This is a genomic window from Imbroritus primus (assembly GCF_964332355.1).
Lineage (GTDB): Bacteria > Pseudomonadota > Gammaproteobacteria > Burkholderiales > Burkholderiaceae > Imbroritus > Imbroritus primus.
This window is the reverse complement of sequence record NZ_OZ201293.1, coordinates 1,817,890-1,838,191: the sequence shown is the minus strand read 5'-3', so window position 1 is coordinate 1,838,191 and position 20,302 is coordinate 1,817,890. Positions and strand designations below refer to the sequence as shown.

Below are 20,302 nucleotides of genomic sequence, written 5' to 3'. Positions count from 1 at the left end.
CATTCATGCTTCCCGAACGCGTACTTTCCGGCATGCGCCCCACCGGCGCACTGCATCTTGGCCACTACCACGGCGTCCTCAAGAACTGGATCCAGCTGCAGAACGAGCGGCAGTGCTTTTTCTTCGTGGCCGACTGGCATGCGCTGACGACCCACTACGAGTCGCGCGAGGTCATCAGCAAGGCCACGTGGGAGATGGTCATCGACTGGCTGGCGGCCGGTGTCGATCCGGAAAAAGCCACGCTCTTCCTGCAGAGCCGCGTGCCGGAGCATGCCGAGCTGTTCCTGCTGCTGTCGATGGGCACGCCGCTGGGCTGGCTGGAGCGCGTGCCGACCTACAAGGACCAGATCGAGAAGCTGAAGGACAAGGACCTGGCCACGTACGGCTTCCTGGGTTATCCGCTGCTGATGGCGTCCGACATCCTGATCTACCGCGCCGCCCATGTGCCGGTCGGAGAGGACCAGGTGCCGCATATCGAGATCACGCGCGAAATCGCGCGGCGCTTCAACTACCTGTATGGCCGCGAGCCCGGTTTCGAGGAGAAGGCACAGGAGTCGGCCAAGAAGCTCGGTGGCAAACGGACCAAGCACTATCTCGAACTGCGCAAGGCCTATCAGGAAGAGGGCAATGCAGAGGCCCTGGAAGAAGCACGCGCGCTGCTGGCGGCGTCGCAAAGCCTGGGCAATGCCGATCGCGAACGCCTGCTCGGTTATCTCGAGGGTTCGCGGCGCAATATCCTGGTCGAGCCTAAGGCGTTGCTGACGCAAGCCTCCCGCATGCCGGGACTCGATGGGCAGAAGATGTCCAAGTCCTACGGCAACACCATTGGCATGCGCGAGGACAAGGCAAGCGTCGAGAAGAAAGTACGTACCATGCCGACCGATCCGGCGCGCGTGCGGCGTACCGATCCCGGCACGCCGGAAAAATGCCCGGTCTGGCAGCTGCATCTCGTGTATTCCGACGAGCCAACCCGCGAGTGGGTGCAGAAGGGTTGCCGCAGCGCAGGTATCGGCTGTATCGAATGCAAGCAGCCGGTGATCGATGGCATCCTGCGCGAACAGCAGCCGATGGCCGAGCGCGCGCAGAAGTATGTCGACCAGCCGGGTTTGCTGCGCGACATCCTCGAGCATGGCCGAGAAGCCGCCAGCCGTGCGGCAGGCGAAACCATGCGTGAGGTGCGCGACGCCATGGGATTGAGTTACTGATGAGCGGCACCGTGCCGGGACATGCCGCCATCGCAGCGCCGTCCCCTTGGGTGGGGCGCTGGCTGTCCCTCGTGCGCCCGGGCGGTCGTGTCCTCGATGTGGCTTGCGGCGGCGGACGTCACGCCGTGCTGGCCGCACAGCACGGATATGCGGTGCTGGCAGTTGACCGCGACGCCGAGGCCTTGCAGGCACTGGCCGGCAGGGCGGGAGGGGTGCAGGTGCTGCAGGCCGATCTGGAGCAGGGCGTCTGGCCGCTTCCGCCCGGGGCGCGCTTCGATGCTGTGATCGTCACCAATTACCTGCACCGGCCCCTGTGGCCGCACCTGGTAGCCGCGCTGGGCGAAGGCGGCGTGCTGATCTACGAAACATTCGCTGCCGGCAACGAGACCGTCGGGCGGCCCGCCAACCCGGATTTCCTGCTGCAGCCGGGCGAACTGGCGGATGTGGCGCGCGCGGGAGGGTTGCGTACCGTGGCGTATGAAGATGGCTTCATTTCGTCGCCAAAGCCGGCCTTCGTGCAGCGTTTGTGCGCCATCCGCGAGGGAGCCGGTGCGGTGGCGGTCCGCTATCCACTGGATGCGTCCTGAGGCCCGTGTGACGCGTGCGCCAGCCTGTCAGCGAAACACTTGGCCGGCGCGTTGAACTGATGGCGCCCGGCGGGCTCCAAAAGTGCGGGACAACGTGCCGCGATCCGTTACAATCGTGATATTTATCCCATAATTCAGCCCCCCTGAATTGACGTAAAAACCATGACACAGATTTCCGGCAGCATTGTTGCGATCGTCACGCCAATGCATGAAGACGGCAGCCTCGATCTTCCGGCATTGCGCCGCCTGATCGACTGGCATGTGGACGAAGGTACCGATGGCATTGTCATCGTAGGCACTTCCGGCGAATCGCCAACGGTCAGCGTCGAGGAACACTTCGAACTGATTCGCGTGGCTGTCGAGCATACGGCCAAGCGCGTGCCGGTGATCGCGGGCACGGGCGGCAACTCGACCGCCGAGGCAATCGAGCTGACCGAGTACGCGCACAAGGTCGGCGCCGATGCCTCGCTGCAGGTCGTGCCGTACTACAACAAGCCGACGCAGGAAGGCATGTATCAGCATTTCCGCAAAATCGCGGAAAGCGTCGACCTGCCAGTGATCCTGTACAACGTGCCGGGCCGTACCGTGGCCGACATGCAGGCAGATACCGTGCTGCGCCTCGCACAGGTGCCGGGCATCATCGGCATCAAGGAGGCCACAGGCGATATCGACCGTGCGGCCCAGTTGATCAAGGGCGCACCCGCGCACTTTTCGATCTACAGTGGCGACGATCTGACGGCGGTCGCCCTGATGTTGCTCGGCGGCCATGGCAATATCTCCGTCACGGCCAACGTTGCGCCGCGCGCCATGCATGAGCTGTGCGCTGCTGCAATCCGTGGCGATGCGCTGACGGCGCGCCGGATCCACCTCGATCTGCTGACGCTGCACAAGCGCATGTTCATCGAGGCCAACCCGATTCCCGTGAAGTGGGCCCTGCAGGCCATGGGCAAGATCGAAGGCGGTATCCGCCTGCCGCTGACGCCGCTGGCGCCCCAGTATCATGGCGCTGTCCGCGACGCGCTGGCGGAAGCCGGGCTGCTCGCCTGATTGCGTTTCCTGGTTTCGCCTGGTTTCGTTTTGTATTCGAACTTTTCAAGGACCGTGTGTCAATGAACTATCAGCATCTTCGCGGTATTGCATCTCCTGCCACTGCACGCCTCACCGTGTCCCTCGCTGCCCTGGCGATGGTCGCCGGCTGCAGCACGCTCAACGATGCCATGCAGGCCGACAAGATCGACTACAAGTCGAATGCCAAGCGGACCGCGACCCTTGAAGTTCCTCCCGATCTGACTTCGCTGCAGGGCGATCGCCGCTATGCAGCGCCTGAAGCAGGCGGTGCCGCCACGCTGTCGGGTTATCAGCAACGCGTGTCGGCGCAGCAAGCCACCGGTACCGTCAACGCACTGCCAGCCGCCAAGGGCATGCGCATCGAGCGTGATGGCAATCAGCGCTGGCTGGTTGTCGACGACATGACAGCTTCCCAGGTCTGGCCGATCCTGCGTGAGTTCTGGCAGGAGAATGGCTTCCTGTTGTCCATCGATTCGCCCGAGACTGGCATCATGGAAACCGACTGGGCGGAGAATCGCGCGAAGATTCCGCAAGACTTCATCCGCAACACCATCGGCAAGGTGTTTGACAGCCTGTATTCCACGTCCGAGCGCGACCGTTTCCGCACGCGTGTGGAGAAGGGGGCGAACGGCAAGCTGGAGGTGTTCATCAGCCATCGCGGCGCACGTGAAGAGCTGACCGGTCTGAGCAAGGAATCCACCGTCTGGGTGCCGCGCCAGGCGGATCCGGAGCTCGAAGCCGAGTTCCTGTCGCGCCTGATGCAGCGTTTGGGCATGTCGCGCGAAGCCGCGCAGGCGACCTTGGCCGCTGCCGGTACGGGTGGTGCGGCTGCCGCCGCCGGCGGACAGGCTGCAGCTACGGCCCCTTCACTGATTCGTCAGGTCAACGGCGTCGATGTGCTCGCCCTAAACGAACCATTCGACCGCGCATGGCGTTCCGTGGGCCTTGCGCTCGACCGCGTCAACTTCACCGTCGAAGATCGTGACCGCGCGAATGGTGTGTATTTCGTGCGCTATGTCGACACGCGCGACCAAGCCAAGCAGCCCGGCTTCTTCTCGCGCCTCTTCAGCCGGAGCAAGGCCGAGGAAGCCAAACGCGCCAAGCGTTATCGCGTGGCAGTGCAGGGTAGCGGCAATGGCTCGATCGTGAGTGTGCTCAACGAGAGTGGCGCAGCGGAAAAATCCGACATCAACCGCCAGATCCTCACGCTGCTCAACGAACAGCTGCGCTAAGCCGCATCCCTCGCCGTGCGATTCGCCAGTCTGGGAAGCGGCAGCGAGGGCAATGCCCTGCTGATCGACAGTGAAACCAGCACGCCTACCCGCGTGCTGCTCGACTGCGGTTTTGGCATCCGCGAGATGGAGCGCCGCCTGGCGCGCCTGGGATGCGCCCCGGAGGCGCTCACCGGCATTCTCGTCACCCATGAACACAGTGATCATATCGGCAGCGCGTATGCGCTGGCGGTGAAGTATCGCGTGCCGGTCTGGCTCAGTCACGGCACCTGGACGGCGACGGCGCATATGCGCCATGCCGCTGCGGCGGACATCCGCTTCTGCGTGGCCGGGCAGCCGGTCGAGATCGGCGACCTGCAGGTTGCACCGTACACCGTGCCGCATGATGCCCGCGAACCGCTGCAGTTCGTACTCGGGGATGGCGCGGTACGCCTTGGGGTGCTGACCGATGCCGGCATGGAGACGCCTGTGCTGACGACGAGCCTGGCCAATGTCCAGGCGCTCGTGCTCGAGTGCAATCATGATCGCGGCATGCTGGCCGCGTCGCGTTATCCGCCTTCGCTCAAGGCGCGCATTGGCGGTGACTTCGGCCATCTGGCCAATGATGTTGCGGCATGCATCCTGGCCAGCATCCGGCATCCCGGCCTGTCGACCATCGTGGCGGCGCATCTCAGTCAGCAGAACAATACGCCGGCGCTTGCGGCCACCGCATTGGCGGAAGCGCTGGGGGCTGCGTGCGACGATATCGCCATCGCGGATCAGGAGGCGGGACTCGATTGGCGGCGCGTGTAGGCGCCCGGTTTGGGTCGCTCGGGAAGACAAGGGAAGCAACGCATGTCCCGATCTCTCCGATAGCGAGGCTGAACGCAGATCACTGTGGGAGTCGCGGACACTGGTAGTGGGTCCGGAGCGCAGAGGATGACATGCACTGACGGCAGCTCAAGCCATGCGCCGCGCAGTACAGGAATCGCTTGTCGAAGACGCCGGTGCAAACATTTCAGACACAAGAATTCCAGGCATAAAAAAGCCGACCAGATGGTCGGCTTTTTTACTGCGAGCCAGGAATTACTTGGCTTCCGAAGCCGGGGCTTCCGAAGCAGCTTCCGGAGCCGAGGCAGCGGTAGCAGCATCAGCAGCCGGGGCAGCCGGAGCAGCTTCCGGAGCCGAAGCCGGAGCTTCAACAGCAGGAGCTTCCGGAGCCGGAGCAGCGGCTTCTTCTTTCTTGCCGCAAGCGGCCAGGGCAACAGCGGCGAGCAGCGAGGCGATCAGGAGAGATTTTTTCATTTTTTAGATCCTTTCAGGATTAATGTATGAAACTGAAAACGGGCGAAAAATAATTACCGGTAATTATCGCTCTTCAACTTCGGAGGCAATCTGTAGAACTTCACAGCACCATCTGGCGACTGCTAGTACAACAAGTTTACCAACCAGCGATTATAGCGAGCTTTGTAATCGTTGTGTAGCAACACAATAGGGAATCAGCCCTATTGTGTTGCTTTGTTCCCAATAAGATGTAACGCCGTGTAACCCAAGGCTGGCAGGCTTCTCGCGGGGTATTGCCCGCTTCGGATTTCAGTGCTTGCCGGTCTCGATCCAGCCCGCTTCATACCACCCGAAGAGGGTATCCATCAGATCAGGCAGCGCAGCGTCGCGGGCCAGGTCCGAACCCGCCAGCTGGCGGGTGTCGGCAAGGCGTACCAGATGTGCTTTCAGGGCCTGGGGCGGCTCGTAGGTCTCGCCGTTGATGTAGAAGTGGCGTTCATCATAGAGCGCGATCGAGGCCGCCGCCAGGCGAATGCCCTGTGCGGTCGCCTGGCGCTCGAAGCGCTCCAGCGCAGGCCGCTTCGGGCTGCTGAAGACCGCGTTGGCCTTCGGTTCGCTGAGGTAGGCGCCCAGAAACTCGGCAATCATGCCGTCATCCCACTGCAACTTCCGTAGACGCTCCGCGAGGGCAACAGGCATGGCGGCGGGGATGCGTGCCGGTGTGGTGGTCGGTAACTGGTCGGGGTCGGCGTAGAGACCGGCGAAATCCGGATGGTCTTCCAGGCTGTCTGCCAGCCAGGCGAGGAAATGCCCGCTCAGTTCGCGGAAGCCGGGCGCCCGGAAGCCGATGGAATAGGTCATGCACTCGCCTTCGGCGACCCCGTCGTGCGCGCATTGCGGGGGCAGGTAGAGCATGTCGCCGGGTTCCAGTGTCCAGGTGTCTTGCGGTTCGAAATTGGCGAGGATCTTGAGTGGCAGGCCACTGCGCAGCGTCAGGTCGCTCTGGGTCGACACCTGCCAGCGGCGCTTACCGTGCGCCTGCAGCAGGAACACGTCGTAGGAATCGAAATGCGGGCCGACGCCGCCGCCATCGGTGGCATAGCTGATCATGACATCATCGAGGCGCGCATCGGGCACGAAGCGGAACTGTCCCAGCAACGCGGCGACAGCCGGATGGAACAGATTGACGCTTTGCACCAGCAGCGTCCATTGCTTCTGCTTGAGCGCAGGCAGATTGGCTGGCGCGAACGGGCCGTGATCCATCTTCCACCGATTGCGGAAAAAGGTGACCAGGCGCGATTCCACATCGTCCTGATCCGCCAACGCGAACAGGGCGCGCGGGTCGACCGGCGGCACAAAGTTGGGGATGGCCTGACGGACCAGCAGCGGTTTTTTCTGCCAGTATTCCTGCATGAACTGCCGCGGTGTCAGACCGCCCAGCAAAGTCAGCGGTGCATCCGGTGCGATGGAATCGAAGGGGGAGGCGGGCGCGTATAATGCAGAATCGTTCATGGAGCCAACAATTGAAAATTACGAAAGATACCGTGGTCTCGGTGATGTACAAACTGACCGATGCGCAGGGTGAGCTGATCGAACAGTCCGATGAGCCCATGGTGTATCTGCACGGCGGGTATGATGGCACGTTCCCCAAGATCGAGGAAGCGCTGGAAGGCCAGGAGCCGTCGTTCGAGACGCATCTGCAGCTCGAGCCGGATGACGCTTTTGGCGAATACGACGCCGAGCTCGTCAAGGTCGAAGCCCGTGACCGCTTCCCGGATCCGCTGGAAGTCGGCATGCAGTTCGAGGGCATCCCCGAGGACGGCGACGAGGAAGATTCGGTGATTTACACCGTGACGGACGTGGCGGACGACAAGGTCGTGCTGGATGGCAACCATCCGCTGGCCGGCATGGCGCTGCGCTTCTGGCTGCAGGTCAAGGCCGTGCGCGCGGCGACGCCGGAAGAGATCGAGCACGGCCATGCCCATGGCGCGAGCGGACTCGAGGTTGTCGACGAAGATCAGGAACCGCCGACCCTGCATTGAGTGGGTGCCGCGCGCGGTCCGTCATGCTGCCGCGCGGCGGCGTGCCGGACCCATGCGTAAGCTGGGCGCCTAGCGCCGCGGCCCCTTCCTGGCAGGTTGCGGCGAGGTGTCCCCGAGTGCCGCAGTACCGTCGCTGCCGATGCTGACCGGTGTCCAGAGCCGGCCTGCCGGTACCCCAATGCGCGTGAACATCCCGACCGTTTTCCCCTGCCGGTCGCGCAGCGGATGATCGAGCATCGGCTGATTGGTGCGTGAGTCATCCACGGTGTGCACGAGCAGCACCGGCCCGCCAAATTCCAGTGTCAGCTCGCGCAATTGCCGCTTGAACTCCAGGTAACCATCGCGCTTCTTCTGCGAGACGAGCCCATCCAGCAGGTTCGGGCCTGATTTTCCTTCCCATTTGTTCCCGAATTCCGGATCCGCATGCGTGGCGATGACCACGGCTGCCATGCGCGACTGGCGCGCCAGAAAGAACGCCCGGGCCAGCCATTGCCGGTTGGCCTCGCGGCGATCCTCGAATTCGCGGTTACGCCCGGCTTCATTGCGGTAGTTGTTGTTATTGCCGGACAGGTGCAGTCCGACGAACATCACATTGCCGCGCATCCAGCGCACGTTTTCCCGATAGCTGCGAAAGCGCGCCTGTTCCGACTGGCGCATCAGCTCGATCTGCTGCTGGCCTAGCGAAGCGTCTTCCGCATAGAAGATCTCGCGCACGCGTTCGAGTTGCTCGAGTGGGTCGGTGGTGCGCCCCCGCACACGCGGGCATTCTGCCCACAAGGACTCATCCGGCACCAGGATGACCGGCAGTGGCAGCGTGTCGAGCACCAGTTTGCGGGCGTACAGAGCGTTGTCGCTGCAGGCCGTGCGCCGGCCCTGCAGCGGTCCGAGCTGGATCAGGAAGTCGGGGCGCTCCTGGTCGAAGGCCTCCTGCAAGCGGTGCATGCGCGGCGATTCGTCATCGCCGGCAGGCAGCCCGGCCAGGACGGCGAAGCGCACCGGCTCGGCTTCGCGCCGTTCGCCGTCGCGCGTGCCGGCATGGCTTGTGGCGTGGCCTGTGGCGGGCAAGGCTGCGATTGGCGCGCCGCCCAGGAATAGTCCCAGCACCAGTCTGAACAGCACTCCCGGCAGGCGAGACATCAATGCGCCTCCAGGAGCCCCTTGAGGCGATAGAGGGCGTCGAGGGCCTCGCGTGGCGGCATGGCGTCCGGGTCGAGCGCGGCAAGCGCGTCGAGTGCCGGATGGCGCGCCGTACTTTCTACGTCGCTGGCAGGCGCTTCGTCCTCTGCCGGCGACAAGGCGAACAGATCCATTTGCGGCGTCGTCTCCGACCCGATTGCGTGCTGCTCGAGCCACGCCAGGTGCTTGCGTGCCGCGCGGATCACCGGCTGCGGCACACCGGCCAGTTGCGCCACCTGAAGGCCATAGCTCTGGCTGGCCGGGCCTTCCTGCACCGCGTGGAGGAACACGATGCCCTCACCGTGTTCGATGGCCGACAGGTGCACGTTGACAGCCTGCGGGAATGATTGCGGCAATTGCGTCAGCTCGAAGTAGTGGGTGGCAAACAGGCAATGGCTGCGATTGTGTCCCAGCAGGTGCCGGGCGATGGCCCAGGCGAGCGCGAGGCCGTCAAAGGTCGATGTGCCGCGGCCGATCTCATCCATCAACACCAGGCTGTTTGGCGTGGCGTTGTGGAGGATGCTGGCGGCTTCGGTCATCTCGACCATGAAGGTGGAACGTCCGCCGGCCAGGTCATCGGCCGCGCCGATGCGTGTGAAGATACGGTCGATCGGCCCGATGGTAGCGTGTGCCGCCGGGACAAATGCGCCGACGTAGGCGAGCAGCACGATCAGCGCGGTCTGTCGCATGAAGGTCGATTTACCGCCCATGTTCGGGCCGGTGATCAGCAGCAGCTTGCGCACGTCCGATAACTGGCAGTCATTGGCGATGAATTTCTCGACCTGGTTCTCGACCACCGGATGCCGGCCCTGCACGATGTCCACGGTCGACGTCTCGACCAGGTTGGGCTGGTTCCAGCCGAGCGTCTGTGCACGTTCGGCCAGTGCCGCCAGCACGTCGAGCTGGGCCACGGCCGCGGCGACGCGCTTGAGATCGGCGATGTAGGCCAGCAGTTTCTGCAGTAACTCGTCAAAAAGCAGCTTTTCGCGCGCTAAGGCACGGTCCTGGGCCGACAGGGCCTTGTCCTCGAATGCCTTCAGTTCTGGCGTAATGTAGCGCTCGGCGTTCTTCAGCGTCTGGCGGCGGCGGTAATCGTCCGGCACCTTGTCGGCCTGGCCGTTGGTCACTTCAATATAGAAACCATGCACCCGGTTGTATTCGACACGCAGGTTGGCGATGCCGGTACGCGCACGCTCGCGCGTTTCCAGGTCGATCAGGAACTGCCCGGCATTCTGCGACAGCTGCCGCAGTTCATCGAGTTCGGCATCGTAGCCGGTAGCGATGACGCCGCCATCGCGCACCATGGCGGCAGGTTCCTCGGCAATGGCTTGCTCCAGCAGGCCGAGGCAGGCCGGAGGACAAGGCAGGGCATCACGGAGGACCGCCAACAGCGATGACTCGCCAGGTGCGACGGCCTGCTGCAACAGCGGCATGCGCTTGAGCGAATCGCGCAGCGACGACAGGTCGCGCGGGCGGGCGCTGAGCAATGCCAGCCGGGCCGTGATGCGCTCGATATCGGCAGTCTGGCGGAGCACCGCCTGTATGGACTGCCAGTCCTGCGTGAGCAGGGTGGCAATGGCGTGCTGGCGCATCTGCGGGGTGCCCCGGTCGCGCAGCGGGTGGTGCAGCCAGTGGCGCAGCAGCCGGCTACCCATGCTGGTGGCGCAGGTGTCGAGCAGCGAGAACAGCGTGGGCGACTCCGTGCCGCGCAGCGTTTCCGTCAGTTCGAGATTGCGGCGCGTGGCGGTATCGAGACCGATGAATTCAGACTCGCGCTCGACGGTCACGCTCTGCACGTGGCGCAGCGTTTGCCCTTGCGTGTTCGCCGCATAATTCAGCAGTGCCCCGGCTGCGCCGAGCGCAGCGCCCAGGCCGTCACAGCCGAATGCCGCGAGGCTTGCAACCTGCATCTGGTCGCGCAGCCGTTTGTCGCCGGCCTCGATGTCGAAATGCCAGTCAGGTAGGTGCGTGGTGGTGGCCGGCAGTGCCATCTGCTGCCGCTCGCTGTCGGCCAGCAGGATCTCGGCGGGGCGGATGCGTTCGAGCTCGCGCGCCAGTTGCGCGGGCGGGCACTCCATCATGCGCAGCTCGCCGCTGGCGAGATTTAGCCATGCGAGCCCACAGGTCGCCGCCGTGCCGCGCCGGGCTGCCGTGCGGTGCAAGGCCAGCAGCAGCGTATCAACCTTGTCCGGCAACAGGGCAGAGTCGGTCAGCGTGCCTGGTGTGACGATCCGCACCACCTTGCGTTCCACCGGTCCCTTGCTGGTTGCAGGGTCGCCGATCTGCTCGCAGATGGCAGCCGATTCGCCGAGCTTGACCAGCTTGGCGAGATATTGCTCGAGCGAATGGAAGGGCACGCCCGCCATCGGAATCGGCACGCCGTTCGAGGCCCCACGTTTTGTCAGCGTGATGTCGAGAAGCCGTGCAGCTTTTTCAGCGTCGTCGAAAAACACTTCGTAGAAATCACCCATCCGATACAGCAGCAGCGTATCGGGGTGCTCGGCCTTGATGCGCAGATATTGCTGCATCATTGGCGTGTGCCCAGACGAGACTGTTTTGGTCATTGAAATCAGTAATTTATGAGGCAGCCAGGAAAACTCGCGCACAAGTTTTCCTGGTTGCGGGTGTCTATTATTTGTCGGCTGTCGCTGACGCTCGGGCCGGCTTGCCACTGCGCAGCGGCCACTGCTCAGTCTTGAGCATGAACAGTTCGAACAGGCCGGGCGGCATTGCGCGGTCATCCGCCTCCCACTGCTGCCATGCGCGTAGCGAGGCTCGAACGGTTTGGGCGGCTTCCATCTGGGTCAGGCCGGCAATGGTGCGGGCCTGGCGGATGACGGCGGGAGGCGGGCTTTGCGGTTTGGTTGCGTTAGGCATTGGAGCGAACGATTGGTCCACGCGGACGCGGACGGTACCAGATATTACCCGCTCAATGCGCGTATCAGCAACCGGCCGGCTCCCCTGGGAGAGGGGTGCCGCCAAGGCTGATAAGAAAGCCCGATGGACGCCGTTGCCGGGAGTTGACGTGGCTTGGAACGGCCCGCAGCCGCGCGCCGCCATGGCATCGTAAGCTTCTCATGGAGGCTGGTTTGTTCCGATCCATCCCGTATTCGCACCATTGAGCGGCAACTGTGCACTATTTAAGTGCTCGACCGTGTTCGCGAGATATGGCAAGATCAAGAGTGAACGACGTTCAAATGTGTCTTTGAACGGCTTCAGGCTGGCCATTGTCGGTGCAAAACCCTTGACCATGTCGACGGGTATCTTGCACTTGTTCCGAGTTCTCAAGGCGTACCTCCGCCAAGACGGAGGCGCTGCGCTTTTGTGTGCGGATTGCACAAGAGTGCTTGATATGGATTTTTCATGCAGACCACTTCAACCCAGCCGGTGCAGCGCATCGGCGTGCCGCGGGAAATCTTCCCGGGCGAAAAACGTATCGCCACCGTCCCCGACGTCGTCGAGAAATTAATCAAGCTTGGCTTCACCGTCGCCGTGGAATCCACGGCCGGTGAGGCGGCTAATTTCAGCGATGATGCTTACCGCGCCGCAGGCGCTGACATCGTCGAGGGTGCCGCCGCACTCTGGGCGCAGAGCGACATCGTCCTCAAGGTACGCCCCCCAAGCGCTGAAGAAGTGGCACTGATGCGTGAAGGTGGAACGCTGATCAGCTTCATCTGGCCTGCCCAGAACCCCGACCTGATGCAGCAGCTTGCTGCCAAGAACGTCACGGTGCTGGCGATCGATTGCCTGCCGCGTACCTTGAGTCGCGCGCAGAAGATGGATGCATTGACGTCCATGGCCGGTGTCAGCGGTTACCGCGCGGTGGTGGAGGCAGCCAATGCCTTCGGCCGCTACTTCAATGGCCAGATCACGGCTGCCGGCAAGGTGCCGCCCGCCAAGGTGTTCATCGCCGGCGCCGGTGTGGCGGGTCTTGCAGCCATCGGGACCGCCGCCAGCCTGGGCGCCATCGTGCGTGCCAACGATACACGCGCCGAGGTGGCGGACCAGGTCAAGTCGCTGGGCGGCGAGTTCGTCAAGGTCGATTACGAGGAAGAAGGTTCGGGCGGCGGCGGTTACGCCAAGGTCATGAGCGAGGGTTTCCAGGCTGCGCAGCGCAAGATGTACGCCGAGCAGGCCAAGGATGCCGACATCATCATCACCACCGCGCTGATTCCCGGCAAGCCGGCTCCCAAGCTCATCACGGCCGAGATGGTCCAGTCGATGAAGCCGGGCAGCGTGATCGTTGACATGGCCGGCGAGCAGGGCGGCAATTGCGAGCTCACCGTGCCGGGCGAAGCCGTGGTGCGCCATGGCGTCACCATCATCGGCTACACGGACCTGGCCTCGCGCTTGGCCAAGCAGTCGTCGACGCTGTACGCGACCAATCTGCTGCGCCTCACGGAAGAACTATGCAAGGCCAAGGATGGCCATGTCGTGGTCAACATGGAAGACGATGCAATCCGTGGCCTGACGGTCATTAAGGATGGCGCCATCACCTGGCCTGCGCCGCCGCTCAAGACTGCGCCTGCTCCCGCGCCCAAGGCGGCCGCGCCTGTGGTCGAGAAAAAGGGCGGCCACGGTCATGGCAGCACGGGGCCACTGCCGGCCAAGACGCTGGCGATCATCTTTGGCGTCGCTGCCGTACTGTTCTGGTTCATTGGCGCCTACGCGCCCGCCGCCTTCCTGGGGCACTTCACCGTGTTCGTGCTGGCCTGCTTCATCGGCTACATGGTGGTGTGGAATGTCACGCCGGCGCTGCATACACCGCTGATGAGCGTGACTAACGCCATCTCCAGCATCATCGCCATCGGTGCTCTGGTACAGATTGCACCGCCCGAAGCCGGCGTGGCCGGTCGTCCCGATGACCTGATCCGCTGGCTGGCATTTGCCGCCATCGTGCTGACGGCCGTCAATATGTTCGGCGGCTTTGCCGTGACGCGCCGCATGCTCGACATGTTCCGCAAATAAGAACGAGACAGAACCAGTACAAGGAAAGAAGAACGATCATGTCACAAAGTCTCGCTACGGTGGCCTATCTGGGTGCCGCCATTCTCTTTATCCTGAGCCTCGGTGGGCTCTCCAATCCTGAAACCTCGCGCCGCGGCAACCTGTTCGGCATGATTGGCATGGCGCTGGCCGTGCTGGCCACGGTGTTTGGCCCGCGCGTCGATGCCGCGGGCATTGCCTGGATCATCGCCGCCCTGGTGGTTGGCGGCGGCATTGGCCTGTACGCTGCCCGCGTCGTAAAGATGACCCAGATGCCGGAGCTGGTTGCGCTCATGCACAGCCTCGTGGGTCTCGCTGCCTGTCTCGTGGGTTTTGCCAGCTATGTCGATACCTCGGTGCAGTTCCAGGGCGCCGAAAAGATCATCCATGAAGTGGAGATCTACATCGGTATCCTGATCGGTGCGGTCACATTCTCGGGCTCGCTCATCGCCTTCGGCAAGCTGAACGGCAAGATCGGCGGCAAGCCGCTGCTGCTGCCTGCGCGCCACTGGCTCAACCTGGTCGCATTGCTCGTGGTGATCTGGTTCGGCCGCGAGTTCCTTAATGCCCATGACGCAAGCGCGGGCATGACGGCTCTGATCGTTATGACCGCGATCGCGCTGCTGTTCGGCGTGCACATGGTCATGGCCATCGGCGGCGCAGACATGCCGGTCGTGGTGTCGATGCTCAACAGCTATTCGGGCTGGGCGGCTGCGGCCACCGGCTTCATGCTGAGCAACGACCTGCTGATCGTGACGGGCGCCCTCGTGGGTTCGTCGGGTGCCATCCTGTCGTACATCATGTGCAATGCGATGAACCGCAACTTCATCAGCGTGATCGCTGGCGGCTTTGGCTCGGGTGGCGGTACGCCGGCCAAGAAGGGCGACGCGGCCGAGCCTCAGGGTGAGGTGGTGCCCGTGAGCGCGGCAGAGACGGCCGAGATGCTCAAGGATGCCAAGAGCGTCATCATCGTGCCGGGCTACGGCATGGCGGTGGCCCAGGCGCAGCATACGGTGTGCGAGATCACCAAGACCCTGCGCGAGAAGGGCGTGGACGTACGCTTTGCCATCCATCCGGTGGCAGGCCGTATGCCGGGTCACATGAACGTGCTGCTGGCTGAAGCCAAGGTGCCGTACGACATCGTGATGGAAATGGACGAGATCAACGAGGATTTCCCCGAGGCCGACGTGGCCATGGTGATCGGCGCCAACGACATCGTGAACCCGAGTGCCGCCGAGGATCCGGAAAGCCCCATCGCCGGCATGCCGGTGCTGGAGGTCTGGAAGGCGCGCAACTCCATCGTGATGAAGCGTTCCATGGCCTCGGGCTACGCCGGTGTGGACAATCCGCTGTTCTACAAAGAGAACAACCGCATGCTGTTCGGCGACGCCAAGAAGATGCTGGACGAGGTCCTGGGCGCGCTCAAGGGCTGATCGACCCTCGATCCCGGGCGGCGGCTGTATTCCACGCCCGGTCAATGAAAAAACCCCGCGGGGCCGCGAGCCATGCGGGGTTTTTTTCATGGGTTGCGTACGTCGAGGCAGCCCTTGAGCGGAGTCGTTGGGTACCTATTTTCTGTCGTGCGTCATCCCGCGGATGGCATCTCCGTCAGTTCGACGAGGAGGGCTGCACAAGGCCGATGATGTACTTAGGACAGCAGGGGGCATGGCGCCTTCGATGCAAGGTAGGGGCGCGCGTCTGTTATCCTCGCCGTCATGCCTACGTCAATTCTCCTAGCAGCATGGCGGATGATGGGGAGGCGACGGCGCACGACGTCGTCCGCATTCCGTCGTCCTCTGCTTTCCCCTTCACGCTCCACCGAGCTGGCCGTTTCCTGCCGGCGCGCCGTGCAGCGGATCTTGCTTGCCTGCCTGATGACCCCGGTGCTGGCATGGGCCGTCGAGCCGGGGCTGTGGCTCGATGGCGGGCGGTTACGGCCGCAGGCGCGGGTTGCTGTCGACATGCTGGCCACGGCCGATGCACATGGCCTCGTTCCGCAGGATTACAACGCAGCCGCTCTGCGCGCGGCCTTTGCACAGGCAAGTACGCCCGGGGCCGATACCGTGCTGCTGGTCGACTTCGACCAGCGCCTGACCACGGCCATGCAGCGCTACCTGTCCGACCTGCATGGTGGTCGGGTCGATCCGCGCAGCATCCATGAGCGCTACGATGTGGCGTCAGGCGTTGCCTTCGATGCGGCCGCCTATCTGCGTGAGGCTGTCGCCAGCAATCGCCTCGCTGAGGCCGTACGCGCCGCAGAGCCGGCGCTGCCCACGTATCGCCAGCTCCAGGCTGCGCTGGGTCGCTATCGCGCGCTCGACGCCGGGGCTTGGCAAACACCCCTGCCGCCCGTCGCGGGCAATAAGCTGGCACCGGGCGGCACCTATGCCGGCCTGGAAGGACTAACGGCCCGCCTTGTGACGCTCGGCGATCTGCCGCACGGCACGCCGGTGCCGGCGCGCTACGAGGGCGTGCTCGTGGATGGCGTGAAATCGTTCCAGGAGCGCCATGGACTGGAGCAGGACGGCGTGCTGGGCAAACGCACGCTCGACCAGTTGAATGTACCGCCCGCCCGGCGCGCCCGCCAGATCGAGTTGGCGCTCGAACGGCTGCGCTGGCTGCCCTTGCTGCATGGGCCGCGCATGATTGTGGTGAACGTGCCGGAATTCGTGCTGCGGGCCTATGAGATTCGCGATGGCCAGATCGACGTCAAGGCCACCATGCGCGTGATCGTCGGGAAGGCGCTGGATACGCGTACGCCGCTCTTCGAAGAGGACATGCGCTTCATCGAGTTCAGTCCCTACTGGAATATTCCGCCGTCGATCGCGCGGGCCGAGACGGTGCCGAAACTGCGGCGCAGTCCGGCGTATTTCGAGCAGCAAGGCCTCGAGTTCGTGACCGGCACGGGGCAGGTGATCCGCACGCTGTCGGAGGCCAATCTGGATGCCGTGCTGCGCGGCCAGATGCGTATACGCCAGCGGCCCGGGCCGAAGAATGCGCTGGGCGACATCAAGTTCGTGTTTCCCAACAACGAGAACATCTACCTGCACCACACGCCATCGCCGCAACTGTTCAAGCGCGACCGCCGCGATTTCAGCCACGGTTGCGTGCGTGTCGAGGAACCGGTGGCGCTCGCCAAATTCGTGTTGCAGAATGCACCGGAATGGAATGAAGCCCGCATCCGTGCCGCCATGGAGAAGGGTGCCTCATCCACGATCCGCCTGCAGGAACCGGTGCCTGTCGTGATCGTGTACGGCACCAGCCTCGTCAAGAACGGCGGGCGACTCTATTTCTTTGATGACCTGTATGGTCATGACAAGCTGCTCGATGCCGCCCTCAAGCGGCCCCGGCGGACGCCGACAGTTGGCGCTGCGGGGCAGGGCCGTGTCCCAGTATCCATTCGGGAGGGCGCACCAGCGTGACCACCAAACCTGATCTTCATCGCCGCCACGTGCTGCGGCGCGTCGCACAAGTGGCCGTGGCTGGTGCCACCCTGCCGCTCGTCACGCCTGCAATGGCGCTGGGTGCGGCGCCCGCACGCCACCTCGCATTCGATCACACGCATACCCGCGAGAAGATTGCGCTTGATTACGCTGTCGATGGCAGCTATGTGCCGGCGGCACTGCGCTCGCTCGATCATTTCATGCGGGATCACTACACGGGAACGGTAGGGCAGATCGATCCGGCGCTGTTCGATCTGTTGCATGCCTTACGCCTGCAACTGAGGCAGACGACAGCCTTCGAGGTCATTTCCTGCTACCGCTGCCCGGAAACCAATGCCCATCTCAAACGCACCCGTGGTGGCGGGGTGGCCACGCGCAGCCTGCATATGGACGGCAAGGCCATCGACATCCGGATACCCGGCGTGGCACTGGTGGATCTGCGGGATGCGGCGCTTGGCCTGCAGCTCGGGGGTGTCGGCTACTATCCGCGCGAGCAGTTCGTGCACGTGGACGTCGGGCGTGTCCGCCACTGGTAGCCTTTTACCGGTTTTTTTACCAGCTTGGCCAAAGACTTGCCTCCGGCCCGCCCGGGCCCACCTCAGGCCGGCTTGCGCACGCGGTCGAGCGAATGCTCGCTCAGCAGCTTCAGCATCTGCACGAAGATCTTCGGCGTGCCGGCCATCACCTCACCCTGTTCCATGAAGTGCGCTTCGCCATTGAAGTTGCCGATCAGGCCGCCGGCTTCGGTGATCAGCAGTGCGCCGGCTGCCATGTCCCACGGATTCAGACCACGCTCGAAAAAGCCGTCGAGCCGTCCGCACGCCACGTAGGCGAGATCCAGCGCGGCCGCGCCCGGACGGCGCAGGCCCGCGCAATTGCGCGACATGACTTCGAACATCTGCATGTAGGCAGGGAGATCGTCGCCATCGCGGAACGGGAAACCTGTGCCGATCAGGCAGTCGGCGAGGCGGTCGCGGCGCGTGACACGGATGCGGCGGCTGTTCAGGAAGGCGCCGCCGCCCTTGCTGGCGGTGAAAAGTTCGTCGCGCGTCGGGTCGTATACCACAGCCTGGAAGGGCATGCCCTTGTGCAGCAGGCCGATCGACACGCAGTACTGCGGAAAACCGTGGATGAAGTTGGTGGTGCCGTCGAGCGGGTCGATGACCCAGGTGTACTCGTGCGGGGTTTCGCCTTCCTGCCAGGACTGGCCGGATTCTTCGGCTAGAATGGCGTGATCGGGGTAGGCGGTACGGAGGACGTCGAGAATGGCGTGCTCTGCCGCTTTGTCGACCTCGGTGACGAAATCGTTGTGCTGCTTGCGCGTAACGCGCACCTGCTCGACATCGAGCGAGGCACGATTGATGATGTTGCCCGCCTTGCGGGCCGCCTTGACGGCGATATTCAGCATGGGATGCATCGACACTTCTCCAGGCCCGCGTTTGCCGAGGGCCGAAAACAGCACAACGAGTTGTATAAGAGCAAGCGCTGCGCGCCGAGGCCGCATCGCGTTTAATAGCCGTTATTGTATATGAACCCGGACACTCCGACGAGCCTGGCCTCTGGCCCCCCAGATTCCGCGGCGCTGGCGCGTTACCCGCTGTCGCTTTGTCGTTTCGTATTGGTCGAAACCAGCCATCCCGGCAATGTCGGCTCGGTGGCGCGTGCGCTCAAGACCATGGGGCTGGGCCTTGCGCCGCGCAGCCTGGTGCTGGTGTCTCCCCGGGATCCTGATGTGCTGCGCCATCCCGAGGCCGTGGCAATGGCCAGTGGCGCGGACGATGTACTGGCGAGTGCGTGCCTTGTCGATCATATCGACGAAGCTCTCGCAGGCGCGACGCTGACCGTGGCGTTGTCGGCACGCCCACGGGAATTCGGGCCGGTGCGCCTGGCGCCGCGTGAGGCGGTGGCCCAGGCCGTGGCCCAACTGCAGGCGCCGGAAGCTTGCGCCGCGTTCATCTTTGGCAATGAGCGTACCGGGTTGCCGAACGAGATCGTGGAGCGCTGTAGCCTCATCACGCATATTCCGGCCAATCCCGACTATGCCTCGCTGAACCTGTCCCAGGCGGTGCAGCTGATGGCCTATGAGCTGCGCTTGGCGGTACATGGCGCCACGGCGCCGGCCACGCAGGACGTCGGCTTCCAGGGTGTGCCCGCCACCGCCGAGCAGATCGAGGGCATGTTTGAGCATCTCGAGCAGGCCCTGGTGGAGATCGGTTTTCTCGACCCGGCCCAGCCCAAGCGATTGATGCCGCGCCTGCGGCGGCTGCTGGCGCGGACCGGTCTCGAAGCCGAGGAGGTCAATATCCTGCGCGGCATTGCCAAGCATATCCTGCTGCATGAACGCCGGGAGAACGGTTCGCGCTAGATGTCCGGCCGGTGACCGGCAAATGAGGCAGGAGCGTGCGGCAAGAACGTGCGCACGCCTGCACGCCGGCGGGGAATCTCTTACACTTTCATCTTGGCAGCCGCCTCGGCGCGGCGCGCCATTTCTTTCCGACTCCATACGATTGCACCCAATGTTCACACGCCTTAAGGAAGACATCGACGCCATCATGAACCGCGATCCCGCGGCCCGCAGCCGGCTCGAGGTGTTGACCTGTTACCCCGGCCTGCATGCGGTGCTGTTCCATCGTCTGGCGCACGGCTGCTGGAACATGGGCTTCAAATGGCTCGGCCGGTTCGTGTCGCACCTGGGCCGCTTCTTCACTGGCATCGAGATCCATCCCGGGGCGCGCGTCGGGCGGCGCGTATTCATCGACCACGGCATGGGCGTGGTGATCGGCGAGACCGCCGACATCGGTGACGATTGCACGATCTACCAGGGTGTGACGCTGGGCGGTACGTCGCTCTACAAGGGCGAAAAGCGTCACCCGACGCTGGGCACCGGCGTCGTGGTCAGTGCTGGCGCGAAAGTGCTTGGCGGCTTCGTGGTGGGCGATGGCGCGCGCGTGGGTTCGAACGCCGTGGTGCTCAAGCCGGTGCCGCCCGGGGCAACGGCGGTGGGCATTCCCGCGCGCATCATCCTGCCGGACAGTCCGCCCGCGAGCGACAGCGGCAAGAAAACCGAATTCTCGGCCTACGGCATCACGCCGAATGCCGATGATCCGGTGTCGCTGGCTCTGAAAAGCCTGATCGACCATTCCGAAGCGCAGACGGCGCGCATCAATGCCATCCTCGATGCGCTGGACCACCTTGGCGCGCACCTGGAAAATTCGCCGAACGATCCGTTCGATGCAGGTGAATTGAAGAAGATGCTGCGCTGAGACGCGGCTTGCCGCCTCGCGCCAGAGCGCCGCGAGA

At 63.8% G+C, this 20,302-nt stretch carries 18 protein-coding genes; 12 read left to right on the top strand and 6 right to left on the bottom strand.

The annotated features are described in order from the left end of the window. The first annotated feature begins 5 nt into the window (after positions 1 to 5). The 5 genes from ACQ3C8_RS08390 to ACQ3C8_RS08370 all read left to right on the top strand — a co-directional run bounded on the left by ACQ3C8_RS08390 (position 6) and on the right by ACQ3C8_RS08370 (position 4,884). On the top strand, positions 6 to 1,205 hold the full coding sequence (locus ACQ3C8_RS08390) for a tryptophan--tRNA ligase (protein WP_428851256.1): 1,200 nt from the start codon (positions 6 to 8) through the stop codon (positions 1,203 to 1,205). Further along, on the top strand, positions 1,205 to 1,792 hold the full coding sequence (locus ACQ3C8_RS08385; protein WP_428851255.1) for a class I SAM-dependent methyltransferase: 588 nt from the start codon (positions 1,205 to 1,207) through the stop codon (positions 1,790 to 1,792). The genes ACQ3C8_RS08390 and ACQ3C8_RS08385 overlap by 1 nt, the downstream gene beginning before the upstream one ends. 162 nt (positions 1,793 to 1,954) lie before the next feature. After that, a complete protein-coding gene (gene dapA / locus ACQ3C8_RS08380; RefSeq protein WP_009521143.1) occupies positions 1,955 to 2,839 on the top strand; it encodes a 4-hydroxy-tetrahydrodipicolinate synthase in 885 nt (294 codons plus the stop codon). Between the two features lie 62 nt (positions 2,840 to 2,901). Then, positions 2,902 to 4,092, top strand: a complete 1,191-nt coding sequence (gene bamC / locus ACQ3C8_RS08375; RefSeq protein ID WP_009521142.1) for an outer membrane protein assembly factor BamC — start codon at positions 2,902 to 2,904, stop codon at positions 4,090 to 4,092. A gap of 15 nt (positions 4,093 to 4,107) precedes the next feature. Further along, a complete protein-coding gene (locus ACQ3C8_RS08370) occupies positions 4,108 to 4,884 on the top strand; it encodes an MBL fold metallo-hydrolase (protein WP_428851254.1) in 777 nt (258 codons plus the stop codon). A gap of 273 nt (positions 4,885 to 5,157) precedes the next feature. Here the strand turns inward: ACQ3C8_RS08370 and ACQ3C8_RS08365 are convergent, their stop codons facing one another. Next, a complete protein-coding gene (locus ACQ3C8_RS08365) occupies positions 5,158 to 5,376 on the bottom strand; it encodes a hypothetical protein (RefSeq protein WP_037029172.1) in 219 nt (72 codons plus the stop codon). A 288-nt stretch (positions 5,377 to 5,664) separates the two neighbouring features. After that, positions 5,665 to 6,867 (bottom strand): JmjC domain-containing protein, encoded by a 1,203-nt coding sequence (locus tag ACQ3C8_RS08360; RefSeq protein ID WP_428851253.1) that lies wholly within the window; start codon positions 6,865 to 6,867, stop codon positions 5,665 to 5,667. Between the two features lie 11 nt (positions 6,868 to 6,878). Between ACQ3C8_RS08360 and ACQ3C8_RS08355 the strand changes: the two genes are divergently transcribed. Further along, positions 6,879 to 7,397 carry an FKBP-type peptidyl-prolyl cis-trans isomerase gene (locus ACQ3C8_RS08355; protein ID WP_009521139.1) on the top strand — a complete coding sequence of 173 codons (519 nt, stop codon included), beginning with the start codon at positions 6,879 to 6,881 and terminating at the stop codon, positions 7,395 to 7,397. 69 nt (positions 7,398 to 7,466) lie between these two features. On the opposite strand, the gene ACQ3C8_RS08350 is transcribed toward ACQ3C8_RS08355, so the two are convergent. From ACQ3C8_RS08350 to ACQ3C8_RS08340, 3 genes are all read right to left on the bottom strand, one after another. Further along, positions 7,467 to 8,534, bottom strand: a complete 1,068-nt coding sequence (locus ACQ3C8_RS08350; RefSeq protein WP_428851252.1) for a hypothetical protein — start codon at positions 8,532 to 8,534, stop codon at positions 7,467 to 7,469. After that, entirely contained in the window at positions 8,534 to 11,104 is a 2,571-nt protein-coding gene (mutS, locus tag ACQ3C8_RS08345; protein WP_428851251.1) for a DNA mismatch repair protein MutS, read from the bottom strand. Before mutS ends, ACQ3C8_RS08350 begins: the two co-directional genes overlap by 1 nt. 100 nt (positions 11,105 to 11,204) lie before the next feature. After that, positions 11,205 to 11,450: a transcriptional regulator gene (locus ACQ3C8_RS08340; RefSeq protein WP_037029205.1), complete on the bottom strand. Its 246-nt coding sequence runs from the start codon at positions 11,448 to 11,450 to the stop codon at positions 11,205 to 11,207. Positions 11,451 to 11,936: 486 nt separating this feature from the next. On the opposite strand from ACQ3C8_RS08340, the gene ACQ3C8_RS08335 reads away from it, so the two are divergent. The 4 genes from ACQ3C8_RS08335 (at position 11,937) to ACQ3C8_RS08320 (ending at position 17,538) form a co-directional block, all read left to right on the top strand. Next, entirely contained in the window at positions 11,937 to 13,541 is a 1,605-nt protein-coding gene (locus ACQ3C8_RS08335) for a Re/Si-specific NAD(P)(+) transhydrogenase subunit alpha (protein ID WP_428851250.1), read from the top strand. 38 nt (positions 13,542 to 13,579) lie between these two features. Next, positions 13,580 to 14,992, top strand: a complete 1,413-nt coding sequence (gene pntB, locus ACQ3C8_RS08330) for a Re/Si-specific NAD(P)(+) transhydrogenase subunit beta (RefSeq protein WP_428851249.1) — start codon at positions 13,580 to 13,582, stop codon at positions 14,990 to 14,992. Between the two features lie 318 nt (positions 14,993 to 15,310). After that, complete coding sequence (locus ACQ3C8_RS08325; protein WP_428851248.1) at positions 15,311 to 16,981, top strand: L,D-transpeptidase family protein; 1,671 nt, start codon at positions 15,311 to 15,313, stop codon at positions 16,979 to 16,981. Beyond that, on the top strand, positions 16,978 to 17,538 hold the full coding sequence (locus tag ACQ3C8_RS08320; RefSeq protein ID WP_428851247.1) for a DUF882 domain-containing protein: 561 nt from the start codon (positions 16,978 to 16,980) through the stop codon (positions 17,536 to 17,538). Before ACQ3C8_RS08325 ends, ACQ3C8_RS08320 begins: the two co-directional genes overlap by 4 nt. A 62-nt stretch (positions 17,539 to 17,600) precedes the next feature. Here ACQ3C8_RS08320 and ACQ3C8_RS08315 read toward each other — a convergent pair whose 3' ends face one another. After that, positions 17,601 to 18,419, bottom strand: a complete 819-nt coding sequence (locus tag ACQ3C8_RS08315; RefSeq protein WP_428851246.1) for an inositol monophosphatase family protein — start codon at positions 18,417 to 18,419, stop codon at positions 17,601 to 17,603. 111 nt (positions 18,420 to 18,530) lie between these two features. Between ACQ3C8_RS08315 and ACQ3C8_RS08310 the strand changes: the two genes are divergently transcribed. Beyond that, positions 18,531 to 19,367, top strand: a complete 837-nt coding sequence (locus tag ACQ3C8_RS08310; protein ID WP_428851245.1) for an RNA methyltransferase — start codon at positions 18,531 to 18,533, stop codon at positions 19,365 to 19,367. A gap of 151 nt (positions 19,368 to 19,518) precedes the next feature. Next, on the top strand, positions 19,519 to 20,265 hold the full coding sequence (gene cysE / locus ACQ3C8_RS08305; protein ID WP_009521129.1) for a serine O-acetyltransferase: 747 nt from the start codon (positions 19,519 to 19,521) through the stop codon (positions 20,263 to 20,265). Positions 20,266 to 20,302: the final 37 nt, after the last annotated feature.